The sequence below is a fragment of the Anaerococcus obesiensis ph10 genome (assembly GCF_000311745.1).
Classification (GTDB): domain Bacteria; phylum Bacillota; class Clostridia; order Tissierellales; family Peptoniphilaceae; genus Anaerococcus; species Anaerococcus vaginalis.
This window is the reverse complement of the sequence record NZ_HE978531.1, coordinates 734801-746519: the sequence shown is the minus strand read 5'-3', so window position 1 is coordinate 746519 and position 11719 is coordinate 734801. Positions and strand designations below refer to the sequence as shown.

General features: G+C 26.2%; 19 protein-coding genes and 2 tRNA genes. 18 read left to right on the top strand and 3 right to left on the bottom strand.

Going from position 1 to position 11719, the window contains the following annotated elements:
* Together HGAG_RS03800 and HGAG_RS03795 are read left to right on the top strand one after the other, a co-directional pair.
* Positions 1-627: a hypothetical protein gene (locus HGAG_RS03800; RefSeq protein WP_019117989.1), complete on the top strand. Its 627-nt coding sequence runs from the start codon at positions 1-3 to the stop codon at positions 625-627.
* Positions 624-1550: a ribonuclease E/G gene (locus HGAG_RS03795; RefSeq protein ID WP_019117988.1), complete on the top strand. Its 927-nt coding sequence runs from the start codon at positions 624-626 to the stop codon at positions 1548-1550. The genes HGAG_RS03800 and HGAG_RS03795 overlap by 4 nt, the downstream gene beginning before the upstream one ends.
* Here the strand turns inward: HGAG_RS03795 and HGAG_RS03790 are convergent.
* From HGAG_RS03790 to HGAG_RS11955, 3 genes are read right to left on the bottom strand one after another with little or no spacing between them, the layout of a single operon-like run.
* Positions 1547-1822, bottom strand: coding sequence for a GIY-YIG nuclease family protein (locus tag HGAG_RS03790; protein ID WP_019117987.1), 276 nt, complete (start codon positions 1820-1822; stop codon positions 1547-1549). The two genes, HGAG_RS03795 and HGAG_RS03790, sit on opposite strands and share 4 nt — an antisense overlap.
* Complete coding sequence (locus tag HGAG_RS11960) at positions 1819-2124, bottom strand: regulatory protein RecX (RefSeq protein ID WP_244263809.1); 306 nt, start codon at positions 2122-2124, stop codon at positions 1819-1821. The genes HGAG_RS03790 and HGAG_RS11960 overlap by 4 nt, the downstream gene beginning before the upstream one ends.
* Entirely contained in the window at positions 2121-2414 is a 294-nt protein-coding gene (locus HGAG_RS11955; RefSeq protein WP_244263808.1) for a regulatory protein RecX, read from the bottom strand. Before HGAG_RS11955 ends, HGAG_RS11960 begins: the two co-directional genes overlap by 4 nt.
* A 327-nt stretch (positions 2415-2741) precedes the next feature.
* Between HGAG_RS11955 and HGAG_RS03775 the strand changes: the two genes are divergently transcribed.
* The 16 genes from HGAG_RS03775 (at position 2742) to HGAG_RS11950 (ending at position 11719) form a co-directional block, all read left to right on the top strand.
* Positions 2742-2818, top strand: a tRNA-His gene (locus HGAG_RS03775).
* 3 nt (positions 2819-2821) lie between these two features.
* Positions 2822-2907 (top strand) — tRNA-Leu (locus HGAG_RS03770).
* Positions 2908-3105: 198 nt separating this feature from the next.
* On the top strand, positions 3106-3828 hold the full coding sequence (gene pyrH / locus HGAG_RS03765) for a UMP kinase (protein WP_019117985.1): 723 nt from the start codon (positions 3106-3108) through the stop codon (positions 3826-3828).
* On the top strand, positions 3818-4375 hold the full coding sequence (gene frr / locus HGAG_RS03760; protein WP_004838543.1) for a ribosome recycling factor: 558 nt from the start codon (positions 3818-3820) through the stop codon (positions 4373-4375). The genes pyrH and frr overlap by 11 nt, the downstream gene beginning before the upstream one ends.
* Positions 4376-5473, top strand: a complete 1098-nt coding sequence (locus tag HGAG_RS03755) for a type II secretion system F family protein (protein ID WP_019117984.1) — start codon at positions 4376-4378, stop codon at positions 5471-5473.
* 10 nt (positions 5474-5483) lie between these two features.
* Positions 5484-5867 carry a prepilin-type N-terminal cleavage/methylation domain-containing protein gene (locus tag HGAG_RS03750; protein WP_019117983.1) on the top strand — a complete coding sequence of 128 codons (384 nt, stop codon included), beginning with the start codon at positions 5484-5486 and terminating at the stop codon, positions 5865-5867.
* On the top strand, positions 5864-6559 hold the full coding sequence (locus HGAG_RS03745; protein WP_019117982.1) for a prepilin peptidase: 696 nt from the start codon (positions 5864-5866) through the stop codon (positions 6557-6559). Before HGAG_RS03750 ends, HGAG_RS03745 begins: the two co-directional genes overlap by 4 nt.
* A gap of 7 nt (positions 6560-6566) precedes the next feature.
* Positions 6567-6974 carry a type II secretion system protein gene (locus HGAG_RS03740; protein ID WP_019117981.1) on the top strand — a complete coding sequence of 136 codons (408 nt, stop codon included), beginning with the start codon at positions 6567-6569 and terminating at the stop codon, positions 6972-6974.
* Positions 6967-7281, top strand: a complete 315-nt coding sequence (comGE, locus tag HGAG_RS03735; RefSeq protein WP_019117980.1) for a competence type IV pilus minor pilin ComGE — start codon at positions 6967-6969, stop codon at positions 7279-7281. Before HGAG_RS03740 ends, comGE begins: the two co-directional genes overlap by 8 nt.
* Positions 7278-7748 (top strand): prepilin-type N-terminal cleavage/methylation domain-containing protein, encoded by a 471-nt coding sequence (locus tag HGAG_RS03730; protein WP_019117979.1) that lies wholly within the window; start codon positions 7278-7280, stop codon positions 7746-7748. Before comGE ends, HGAG_RS03730 begins: the two co-directional genes overlap by 4 nt.
* Positions 7745-8659: a hypothetical protein gene (locus HGAG_RS03725; protein WP_019117978.1), complete on the top strand. Its 915-nt coding sequence runs from the start codon at positions 7745-7747 to the stop codon at positions 8657-8659. Before HGAG_RS03730 ends, HGAG_RS03725 begins: the two co-directional genes overlap by 4 nt.
* 11 nt (positions 8660-8670) lie before the next feature.
* Positions 8671-9858, top strand: coding sequence for an acetate/propionate family kinase (locus tag HGAG_RS03720; protein WP_004838551.1), 1188 nt, complete (start codon positions 8671-8673; stop codon positions 9856-9858).
* Between the two features lie 69 nt (positions 9859-9927).
* Positions 9928-10107 carry a 50S ribosomal protein L32 gene (rpmF, locus tag HGAG_RS03715; protein ID WP_004838552.1) on the top strand — a complete coding sequence of 60 codons (180 nt, stop codon included), beginning with the start codon at positions 9928-9930 and terminating at the stop codon, positions 10105-10107.
* 48 nt (positions 10108-10155) lie between these two features.
* Positions 10156-11130 (top strand): phosphate acyltransferase PlsX, encoded by a 975-nt coding sequence (gene plsX, locus HGAG_RS03710; protein WP_019117977.1) that lies wholly within the window; start codon positions 10156-10158, stop codon positions 11128-11130.
* Entirely contained in the window at positions 11127-11351 is a 225-nt protein-coding gene (locus tag HGAG_RS03705) for an acyl carrier protein (RefSeq protein WP_004838554.1), read from the top strand. The genes plsX and HGAG_RS03705 overlap by 4 nt, the downstream gene beginning before the upstream one ends.
* On the top strand, positions 11351-11719 hold the full coding sequence (locus HGAG_RS11950) for a ribonuclease III family protein (protein ID WP_244263807.1): 369 nt from the start codon (positions 11351-11353) through the stop codon (positions 11717-11719). The genes HGAG_RS03705 and HGAG_RS11950 overlap by 1 nt, the downstream gene beginning before the upstream one ends.

The following is an 11719-nucleotide window of genomic DNA, read 5'->3' as shown; positions in this document are numbered from 1 at the left end:
ATGGACATATATTTAATAAATTCAAAAAATCAAAATGAATTAAAATTTATAAAAGATTTTTCAAAAATTTTATCTAAGGATAAGTCTGTTTTGATTCTATCATTTGAAAGAAACAAGGATTGTAATATTGAAGATTTATTTGATATGGGAGGAATGATCACATACGATATATGTGATTATTTCCTTGACCTTGTAGGTCTTGAAAAAATTATTAGAAAAACTTGTGAAAATATAGATTTTGCCATAGCTCCTTTAATAAATTCAAAATATAAAATAAAAAAAGAAGATATATCAAGTCTTTTGGGAAAAATAAATTATTATGATGTTCTTATTGTAAATGGTTTAGATAAAGAGTTAATAGATGATAAAAAAATAATTCAAATTACTGATGAAAGTGAAATTAATGAAGACTTTGATTCTGATTACTTTTTTATCGAAACTTATGACAAATATTTTGATATTAGGGAATATAGAGATGAAATTTTTGCTAAATCTTCAAAATTTTTAGGGTTAAAATCAAAAGATACATCTTATGAAAATATTATTTTAAATCTTTTGGATGATAAAAATGAAAATATCGAAAAAATTGGATTTTTTGAAAAATTAAAGAAGAAATTAGCGAAATGAAATCATATATTTTTGTAGATTATAAAGAAAAAGCCTTTGGTAAAATTGTCGATAACAAGCTTATTGAATTAAAATTTTATTCTCCTTACTTGTTCAATATTTATAGGGCAAAAGTAGTAAATAAAATTGATTCTATTAATGCTTATTTTTTGTTGTATGATGATGGCAAAAAGGCTTTTTTAAAATCAAATAAAAAATTCAAAATTGGAGATAGTGTAATTTGCCAGATTATTAAAGAAGAATTTGACGATAAATTAGCAACTATGAGTGCAAATTTTAGAATCGAAAATGAAGATTATTATTTGTATAGGTTCAAAAATAAGGGATTTCCAAAATTAAAAAAAGATAGAAAGAAAAACCATGAAAATTATAATAAATTACTTGAACTTAAAGAAAAATTAATAAATGAAGAAAATTTCACGCCTTCTCCAAAACTCTTGAAAACTTACAATGAATTTGACTTATATTGTGAAAAAAATAAAGATTTGGAACTTGTTGAACTAGATATAAAAAATAATAAAATAATTTCAGATTCAATAAAAAGCATTAAGGAAAAAAAGATTTATAAAGATGATTTATCAATAATAATCAATGATCTTGAAACGCTTTGCTTTATTGATGTGAATTCATCAAAGAAAAAATCAACTATGGACAAGGATGATTTTTATTATAAGGTTAATGAAGATTTGGTAGATTTTATTTTTTACAATTTAAATCTTAGAAATATTGGCGGAATGGTAGTTATAGATTTTTTAAAATCTAGTAAAAATGATCAATTGATTGATAAAATAAACGAAAATATAAAAAAATATTTTGACACTTACGAAATATATGGATTTACAAATATGGGACTATTTGAATTGTCAATAAAAAGAAGAGGAGAAAGTCTTTATAAAAAATTAAAAGAAAAAGAGCTTATCTAATCAATAAGCTCTAATTTTTTTCTATCAAAATTATTTACAATATTTTCTTTGAATTTTTTGTTTAATCTTTTTATTCTATATTCAATTTTCATAGCCTTACTTTTATCAGAAACTTCTTTATAAAAAACTAGTTTACAAGGTCTTCTTGCTCTTGTATATTTTGCGCCAATTCCCTTGTTGTGTTTTTCCAATCTATTTTGTAAATTATTTGTCCAACCAGTGTAAAGACTTCCATCAGAACATCTTAAAATATAAACAAAAGCATTTTTCATTTGAACAAATCACCCAACACATCACTTATAATATCATAAGAAAATCCCCTAGAAGCAAGAAATCTATATACCTTATTTTTATCATTTACACTTTCTTTTTTGTTAAGACCTGCATCATAAGCTTTTTCATACTCTTCATCATAGGAAATTTCATCCAAATAAGTATCAATTAAACTATCATCAATAAATTTTGCCTTTAGTTTGTATCTAATTTTACCCTTAGACCAATTATTTATCCTTGATTTATCATTTATATAAGATTTCACATAAGCTTTATCATCAATTAAATTATATTCAGTCAAAAAATCAATAACCCTAGAAATCGAATCATTATTGAATTTTTTTCTTTCAATTTTTTTTTCAAATCGAAAGAAGTCTTTGCACCGTAAGATAATTGTTTTAAAGCTTCATTTTTACATCTATTAAAGTCATTTTCCCTTAAAATTTCCTTATACAAATCAAAATCAATAACCGCTCCAATAGATAAAGCTAAATCATTAAAAAAATCATAAGAAATATAAAAAAATTCATTTGAAATGGTAATTTTTACCAAATTATATTTATCAGAATATTCAATATTTTCAACAATCATAATGATTCAACAGCATTCATAATAATAGGAATAACCATAGACAAAACAATTACAACAGCAAAAATTTTTAAAATCATTTTGCTATTAGATTTTTTCTTCATAAAATCACCTCTAAATCTATCTTTCTTAACAGTATTTTACTATAAGAGATATTTTTTGTAAAACTTTAAAATAAAAATAAATTTGCATTAAATTTTTATTAGTGGTATTATATATAAGTCGAAAGAGAAAGGCCCTTGTAAAATGTAAAAATATTTTGAATATTTTACACTTTGCTTGACAAGTGATTTGATTGGATGTATACTTGTATAGTAAGTTATTTATTTGGTGGGTATGGTCCAGTTGGTTAAGACACCTGGTTGTGGCCCAGGAGATCGAGAGTTCGAATCTCTCTACTCACCCCATACGCGGGATTGGCGGAATTGGCAGACGCGCTAGACTTAGGATCTAGTGAGATTTTCTCGTGAAGGTTCAACTCCTTTATCCCGCACCAAGAAATATAGACGTTAGCAATAACGTCTTTTTTTGTGCTTATTTTTAAAATCTTTAAATTTATTTTAGGTAATTGGTGGATAATATTTTTAAATTTGGGTATTAATATTCATAGTAAACTATTTAATAAATTTTTATTAGCTATAACTTTATCAATATAAAAAAATAGTATATAATTTTACTAATAGGAGGAAAAGTTTTGCGAGATATAAAAAGAGTAGTTTTAAAATTAAGTGGAGAAGCACTTGCAAAAGATAAGGGATTTGGTTTTGATGATGAAACTATTGATCTTATTTGCGAAAATATAAAAAAAGCTAGAGATAAGGGACTTGAAATTGCCATAGTTGTTGGCGGTGGAAATTTCTGGAGAGGCAGAAGTGGTCAACATATTGAACGAGCAACAAGTGATACTATTGGAATGCTTGGAACTGTTATGAATGGTCTTAGAGTTCAAGATACGCTTGAAAAAATGGGACTTGAAACAAGGCTTATGACTGCAATTAATATGCAAGAAGTTGCTGAGCCTTACATAAGAAGAAGGGCTGTAAGACACCTTGAAAAGGGAAGAATTGTAATTTTTGCAGCAGGCACTGGTCTACCATATTTCTCAACTGACACAACAGCATCTCTTAGGGCTTTGGAAATTAATGCTGATATGATTTTATTAGGCAAAAAAGGAACTGATGGAATTTATGACAAAGATCCTAATAAATTTGATGATGCAGTTAAATATGAAAAATTAACCTATAGTGAAATTTTACAAAAAAGATTAAAGATTATGGATTCTACAGCAACAAGTTTGTGTATGGATAATGATATGCCAATCCTAGCTTTTGGAATCGATAATCCAGAAAATTTAGTTAAAATAGTTGAAGGAAAAGAAATTGGTACAATTGTAAAGGAGAATTTTGATGTACGATAAGATTATTAAAGATACTGAAGCTTCGATGAAAAAAGCTTGTGAATCATTCGAAATTAGAATATCAAAAATTAGAGCAGGTAGGGCTAATGATTCTATATTGGATGGAATTACATTTTCATATTATGGAACTCAAACACCAATTAACCAAGCTGCAACCATATCTACACCAGAGCCAAGACTTTTAGTTATTAAACCTTGGGATAAATCTAATATTAAAGAAATTGAAAAGGCTATTAATAAATCTGATTTAGGAATAAATCCACAAAATGATGGAGAAGTAATTAGACTTCCATTCCCAGCTTTGACTGAGGAAAGAAGAAAAGAACTTACAAAGCAAGTTTCTGAATATTCTGAAGATAGCAAAATTCAAATTAGAAATATAAGAAGAGATTCAATGGATATAGCAAAAAAAGCTGAAAAATCTGCAGACTTAACAGAAGATGATTTATTTTCAATAGAAGAAGATATACAAAAAATTACAAAAAAATATATCGATAAAGTTGAAAAAACTGTTGAAAGCAAAAATAAAGAATTACTTGAAGTTTAATTGAATAAAATAAAATTTGATAAGCTGAAGGCTTTTTTAAACAAGGATATAGGAAAAGCTAGGATAAATTCCAATATTTTATCCTTATTTTTAAAGCAATTAAGTTTACTTATTGACTCATCGGTATCCTTATACGATAGTTTAATGATAATAATTGACCAAAGACTTGACAAGAAATTGAACAAGGCTTTGGTCAATGTATCATTAGCCCTAAAAAAGGGAGACGAAGCCTATGTGGCTTTTAAAAAAGAAGAAAAATCCTTTGGACCAATTGTTACAGCTTTTGTAAAAAGTGGAGATGCAAGTGGAAATCTTTCAAAGATTCTTGATGAGTTATCTACATATATGACCGAAGAAAGTAAAAACAAAAATCAAATAAGTGAAGCTTTGATTTATCCTATAATTTTATTAATTGTTACTATAGGAGTTGTTATAACTATTTTAACAAAGGTTATGCCTACTTTTATAGAAGTTTTTGAAGAAAATGCAAGAAGCTTACCAATAGCTACAAAAATTCTTTTAAATATTTCAGATTTTTTTAGTAAAAATGGCTTTTTTATTTTATTAATAATTTTTATTTTTGTTTTTACAATAATTTTACTAAGACGTAAAGATAAATACAGAAACAAAATTGATGAAAGCTTTTTTAAAAGTATGTTTTTTAAAAAATTTAGACTTTTAAATATAGAATACCAAATTTCTTCGCTTTTATATATCCTAAAAAAGGGCGATGTAGATATTATAGAAAGCATTGATATAATAAAAAATTCTTTCAAAAATCAATATTTAAAACAAATTCTAACAAATGTAGAGGAGAGCTTAAAACTAGGAAATAATTTATCAAGTTCTCTAGATAAGGAAAATGTTTTTACGAAATTATTTATAGCTATGATAAAGGTAGGCGAAGACAGTGGAGATATGACAAAATCTCTCAAAAAATCCTCTAATTATTATGCTAATGAATATATTTATAGACTAAAAAGAATATCAAGATTAGCAGAACCTTTTTTGATACTTTTTATGGCTTTAGTAGTTGGATTTGTAGTTTTTTCTATTGCCATACCAATGTTTGATTCGGTTAATGCCATTAATTTTTAAGGAGAAGTTAATGTTTAAAAAATTTAAAAATAAAAAAAGAGGATTTACTCTTATTGAATTAATTATTGTAATTGCAATTATAGCCATACTTGCAGCAATAGCTATACCAAAATATCAAAAATCAAAAAAACAAGCGGCAATAACTGCTCATAATGCGAATGTGTCAATGTTAAAAACTGCAGCTAGCGTAAAATTAAATGAATTAAATGTAAATGATGGCGAAGTAACTTGGACAAAAGAAAGTGAAGATGCACTTAAATATGTAGAAAAATGGCCTGAGATTCCAAAAGGAATTGGACTAGATGCAAGTGAATATAAGGTAACAATTAATCCTAAAAATTCAACAATTACAATTGTGCCAGATACACTTGATCTAAAAGAGAAAAATAAATGATTAATATAATTTATTTTTTCTTGGGAGCAATATTCGGTTCATTTGCACATTTATTGTGTGATAGAACTCTTAGAGGAGAAAATATTGCCTATCCACCAAGTCATTGTTCATTTTGTAACAATAAAATATTAAAAAGAGATCTTATACCTATTTTTTCTTACATAAATTTAAAAGCAAGGTGTAGATTTTGCCAAAAAAAGATCCCATTTTCATATATTCTTTATGAAATAATAGGGGGTCTTTTATTTATATTTGCTATGAAAGAAAAAACTTTTATGGAAGGAAGTTTGATTTTTTTATCTCTAATTTTTTCTTTTGTAATAGCTATGATTGATTTAAAAAGCATGGAAATATATATGGGATATGTTTATATTTTAGCTTTTATTGGATTAATATATAGAATTTTTTATTTGGGATTTGATTTTGAATTTTTTAAAATTATTTTAATTTTTACTTTCCTATATTTTTTAATCTATTTCATATCTAAGAAAAATATAGGAGATGGAGATTATTTTTTCTATTTAGCCTTATTTTTATTTTTAAAAAATGAAAGAATTTTATATTTAATTTTAGGCTCTATTTGGATTGGAGCGATTTTTGCAATTATAATAGCTATCAAGAAAAAATCAATGAAAATAATGATTCCATTTTGTATTTATATATTTATTGCTTATATTATAAGTCTTTTGTGAGGTGTTTATGAAAAAAAGAGCCTTTACCTTAATTGAATTAATAGTTACACTTGCTATAATTTCTTTGATTTCAAGTGTGATTTTAATAAAATCGGGTTTGATACCAAAACTTCAAGAAAGAAAAGAAATTGAAAACTTGCAAGCTGACATAAATTATTGCAGAGAAAAATCTCTAGTTACAGGTTATAAATATAAAATTAATATAGATATTAATAATTACGCAATAAAAAGAGCTGATGATAATGAAATGGTAAAAGAAGTTTATTTTAAATATATAAAAGCAAACACAAAAAATACTTTTGTATTTAGACCAACAGGAAGTGTAGAGGGAGCAAGTACGATTTATTTTTCTTCTTCTAACAAAAAATATTCTATTATAGTATCGCCGATTGCTGGAAGGATAAGATATGAATAAAACTAGAAAAGGATTTACCTTGATTGAAATAATTATTGCTCTAGCTCTTATAAGCATAATAAGCATTTACCTGCTTCCATCACTTTTTTCAATTTATGAAAATTCCAGAAAAATAAAAGACGATTCTAAAATTTTATTTACAATGCAAGAAGTATTAGAAAAATCAAAAAATAGAGATGAAGGAGAATATGAAGACTTAGAAAATGGCTTTAAAATTAATACAAGTATTGAATCATACAATGAAAATTTGAAATATATAGAAGTAAGATGTGATAAATATAATTTGGAAGTGGTGGTAAAAAAATGAGAAAAAAAGGCTTTACCCTCTTAGAATTAATTTGTGCAATAGCTATTGGTTCAATCCTTATAGTTTTAATAAATAATATTGTAAAAACAAATCTTTCAATTAGTAAAAAAGCCTATGAGGATGAAATTGACTATAAAAATTCAACAAATTGTATTTTATATATAGAAAATGTTATAAGAAAATCAGATAAAATAATTGACTTTAAAAATGAAAATAATTTCAAATTATTAATTAGTGAAGGCAAAAATAAGTCTACATATAGATTTGAACAAAATGGGAAAAAATTATACGTTTATATCAATAATTTAAATTCAAATAGCCAGAGAGAAATAAAAATCCCAATAGGATATTGTAGTGATTCGAATATATCTTATGACAAAAATGATGATTCATTTTCAATAGATATTGATTTTTATGAAAAAGAAGGAAATTCAAATTACAAAACCTATATAAGGAGGCTTGAATGAAAAAAAGAGGTTTTTTATCCATTTATGTTTTGATAATTTTACTTCTTTTATCAATAAGCCTAACCTTCATATACGAGCAGGCGATAAATAACAATGATTCGAATAAGGATTTGTACAATAGGAAAAAAGCTATATACCAATTAGAATCACTTTATTCCATAATTGTAGATGATAAAAAAACTTTGTTGGAAGATGTTGAGATAGTAAATGAAAATGATGACAATTTGTGGCATCCATTTTATTTTTATTATTTTGATGAAAAAGAAGAAGTAAAAATTCAAAAACAAAATAAAAAAGAATTTGTATTAAGAAGTGTAAAAAAAATTGGAAATTCAAAGGCTATATTAGAAATGGTTTTGGATTTAAGAAATAAGTATGCGCTAAGAGAAAATAAAAAAATAATACTTGATGAAAATTTCGACGAATTTTACAAAAATTTAAAATTCAAACAAAATAAATTTGAAGAATTTGAAAATTTAAAATTAGAAAATGATTTAGAAAAGAGATTTTTAAAAATTGGTGGACAATTAATTGTAAAAAGAGAGAAAGAAAAGATTACATCAAGCGAAATTTCAAATGATGATAATTTAGAGAAAAATCAGAGCAATTTATCAAATGAAGAAAAAAATTTTTCCAATAAAATTAAGACACCTAGACGAATTAGTGGTATAGTAATTATTGGTAAAGATTTGATTTTGGAAAATGATTTAGTTTTGGATGGTTTGCTTATAATAAAAGGCGGTATTATTTCAAAAAATAATAGCAAACTTATTATAGATGGGCAATTAATATCAAAAAATGATTACACTAATATAGTTGATTATTCATACAATAAAGAAAAATCACTAGATTATATTGATGATATAGAAAATCCAAAATTTATTGAAATTAAATCAAAAAAAGTATTTTAATGGAGGAATAAATGAAAATATTAGTTATCAATTGTGGCTCTTCATCTTTAAAATATCAATTATTTGATATGGACAATGAAGAAGTTTTAGTAAAGGGTCTTGTAGAAAGAATTGGAATAGATGGCTCAAGACTTAAACAAGAAAAAGGCGACGACGAATATATAATTGAAGAAGATATGAAAGACCATACTGAAGCAGTTAAACACGTATTTGATGCTATAACTGATAAAGAAAATGGTGTGATTTCAGATTTATCTGAAATAGATGCAGTTGGCCATAGATTTGTTCATGGTGGAGAAAAAATTACAAAATCTGTTGTAATTGATGACGAAGTTAAAGAAGCTGTAAAAGAATATTCAAAATTTGCACCATTACACAATCCAGCAAATATGATGGGACTTGAAGCTTGTGAAAAACTTCTACCAAATGTAAAAAATGTGGCAGTATTTGATACAGCATTCCACCAATCAATGCCAGAAGAAAATTTCCTTTATGGAATTGATTATAAATACTACGAAGACCAAGCTGTTAGAAAATATGGATTCCATGGAACAAGCCATGATTTCATCACACAAAAAACAGCAAAAGTTTTAGAAAAAGATCAAAAAGATTTAAATATGATTTCATGCCATTTAGGAAATGGATCTTCAATATGTGCAGTTAAAGAAGGAAAATCATTTGATACAACAATGGGACTTACACCACTTGAAGGACTTGTAATGGGAACAAGAAGTGGAGATTTAGATCCAACAGTTGTAACATTTTTGATGAATGAATATGGATATGATACAAAAAAAATGGACAATGTCCTAAATAAAGAATCAGGAGTTCTTGGAGTTTCTGGAGTATCATCAGACTTTAGAGATCTTGAAAATGCTGCAAATGATGGAAATAAAAGAGCAGATATTGCTTTAAAAATGTTTGCTAACAGAGCAAAAAGATATGTAGCAGGATATATGGCAGAAATCGGAAAAACTGATGCAATTGTATTTACTGGTGGAATCGGAGAAAATTCTGCAACAATGAGAGCTGACATAATGAAAGGCTTTGAACAATTTGGAATCAAAATCGATCCAGAAAAAAATAATGTTCGTGGCGGTTGTCATTTAATCTCAACTGACGATTCAAAAGTAAAAGTTTTTGTAATAGCAACAAACGAAGAATTAATGATTGCAAGAGACACTAAAAAACTAGTATAGCTTGACAATTTTAACATTTACTTATATAATGTTTAAGATTGCTAAAACTCATAACTAGGAGGTGTTAGAATGGCAGTACCTAAGAGAAGAACATCAAAAACAAGAAAAAATAAAAGAAGAGCTTCAGCTTACAGATTAAATAAATCAACTTATGTAGAGTGTCCAAATTGTCATGAACCAATGTTACCACATAGAGTTTGTCCAAGCTGTGGTTATCATAAAGGCAAAGAAGTTCTTGAGTTAAATTAAGATAGTGGTAACACTATCTTTTTTTAATATCAAAAATAAGGGGAAATTATGAAGATAATTATAGATACTTATGGAGTAGATGACGGAATAAAGATTCCAATAGAAGGTGCAATTAGTGCTTTAAAAGAAAAAGATTTTGTGCCAGTTTTTTCTGGAGATAAAGAAAAAATAGAAAAAATTATTGATGGAAGAATAAAATCCTACGAAATAATAGATGCTAAAGACAAAATTGAAAATAATGAAGATCCAGTAAAGGCCATAAGAAGAAAAAAAGATTCTACAATGGTTAAAGCTTTCGAAAAATTAAATGAAGATGGTTACGATGGATTAGTTTCTGCAGGCTCAACAGGAGCAATTCTTGCAAGCGGATTATTTATTTCTGGAAGAATTAAAGGAATAAAAAGAGCTTGCATAGCAACAAGCCTACCAACTTATGAAAATACAACTTTATTATTGGATACTGGGGCAAATATGGATTGCAAAGCAGAATTTTTAAAAGAATTTGCAATAATGGGAAGTGTTTTTGCAAAAAATGTACTTCATATAGAAAATCCTACAGTTTCACTTTTAAATGTTGGAATCGAAGAACACAAGGGAAACAAATTAGCAAAAGAAACTTACAAATTATTGGAAGAATCTTCAATAAATTTCAAAGGAAATATTGAAGCAAGAGATTTGTTTACTGGCAAGACTAATATAGTAATAGCTGATGGATTTGACGGAAATATTGCTATAAAAACTGCAGAAGGTGTAATTAGTCTTTTCAGTAAGGAAATTAAAGATGCAATTTACAAATCATTTTCAACAAAAATTGGAGGTGCCTTGATAAAAAATTCTTTAAAAGAAAATTTATCAAAATATAACTCAGATTCTATAGGAGGAGCTCCACTTTTGGGAGTAAACCAATATGTTTATAAGGCTCACGGCAATTCTAATGAAAAAGCATTTAGCTCAGCTATTTTAGGTCTAATCGATTATGTAAATACAAATACAATAGAAAAAATAAAAGGAGAATTAGAATGATAAGAGAAGAATTAATTGAATTAGTAAAAGAAAATTTAGATATTAATGAAGATGAAATTGATTTTGAAAAAGAAATCACAGCTTATGACATAGATTCAATCGATATGCTTGATTTTATTATGGCAATTGAAGATAAGTATGACATAGAATTTTCTGATGACGAATTAGATGAAATCGAAAAATTTTCAGATGTAATATCTTTAATAGAAAGCAAAAATTAATGAAATTAAGTAAAGAAAGATTAGAAGAAATTGAAAAACTTGAAGAGAGTATAGGCTACATTTTTAAAAATAAAAATCTTATTGATGTAGCCCTTACTCACTCTTCTTATATTAATGAGAGCAAGGATGAAAATAAATCATCAAACGAAAGATTGGAATTTTTGGGAGATAGCATTCTTGATTTAATTGTAAGCGAAGAACTTTACAAAAATCACAAAACATATCCAGAAGGAAAATTAACAAAAATAAGATCAAGGATAGTTTGTACTTCATCTTTTTCAAAAGCAAGCGAAAAATTTAATTTATCTTCATATTTGTTGTTTGGAAAAGGAGAAGAAAGTCATAATGGTAGAGAAAAAAATCTGTAA

What these genes read in the sequence shown, in the direction of transcription:
- HGAG_RS03800 (WP_019117989.1), top strand. Translation starts at nt 1, where the DNA reads ATGGACATATATTTAATAAATTCAAAAAATCAAAATGAATTAAAATTT.
- HGAG_RS03795 (WP_019117988.1), top strand. Translation starts at nt 624, where the DNA reads ATGAAATCATATATTTTTGTAGATTATAAAGAAAAAGCCTTTGGTAAA.
- HGAG_RS03790 (WP_019117987.1), bottom strand. Translation starts at nt 1,822, where the DNA reads ATGAAAAATGCTTTTGTTTATATTTTAAGATGTTCTGATGGAAGTCTT.
- HGAG_RS11955 (WP_244263808.1), bottom strand. Translation starts at nt 2,414, where the DNA reads ATGATTGTTGAAAATATTGAATATTCTGATAAATATAATTTGGTAAAA.
- frr (WP_004838543.1), top strand. Translation starts at nt 3,818, where the DNA reads ATGTACGATAAGATTATTAAAGATACTGAAGCTTCGATGAAAAAAGCT.
- HGAG_RS03750 (WP_019117983.1), top strand. Translation starts at nt 5,484, where the DNA reads ATGTTTAAAAAATTTAAAAATAAAAAAAGAGGATTTACTCTTATTGAA.
- HGAG_RS03745 (WP_019117982.1), top strand. Translation starts at nt 5,864, where the DNA reads ATGATTAATATAATTTATTTTTTCTTGGGAGCAATATTCGGTTCATTT.
- HGAG_RS03740 (WP_019117981.1), top strand. Translation starts at nt 6,567, where the DNA reads ATGAAAAAAAGAGCCTTTACCTTAATTGAATTAATAGTTACACTTGCT.
- comGE (WP_019117980.1), top strand. Translation starts at nt 6,967, where the DNA reads ATGAATAAAACTAGAAAAGGATTTACCTTGATTGAAATAATTATTGCT.
- HGAG_RS03730 (WP_019117979.1), top strand. Translation starts at nt 7,278, where the DNA reads ATGAGAAAAAAAGGCTTTACCCTCTTAGAATTAATTTGTGCAATAGCT.
- HGAG_RS03725 (WP_019117978.1), top strand. Translation starts at nt 7,745, where the DNA reads ATGAAAAAAAGAGGTTTTTTATCCATTTATGTTTTGATAATTTTACTT.
- HGAG_RS03720 (WP_004838551.1), top strand. Translation starts at nt 8,671, where the DNA reads ATGAAAATATTAGTTATCAATTGTGGCTCTTCATCTTTAAAATATCAA.
- rpmF (WP_004838552.1), top strand. Translation starts at nt 9,928, where the DNA reads ATGGCAGTACCTAAGAGAAGAACATCAAAAACAAGAAAAAATAAAAGA.
- plsX (WP_019117977.1), top strand. Translation starts at nt 10,156, where the DNA reads ATGAAGATAATTATAGATACTTATGGAGTAGATGACGGAATAAAGATT.
- HGAG_RS03705 (WP_004838554.1), top strand. Translation starts at nt 11,127, where the DNA reads ATGATAAGAGAAGAATTAATTGAATTAGTAAAAGAAAATTTAGATATT.
- HGAG_RS11950 (WP_244263807.1), top strand. Translation starts at nt 11,351, where the DNA reads ATGAAATTAAGTAAAGAAAGATTAGAAGAAATTGAAAAACTTGAAGAG.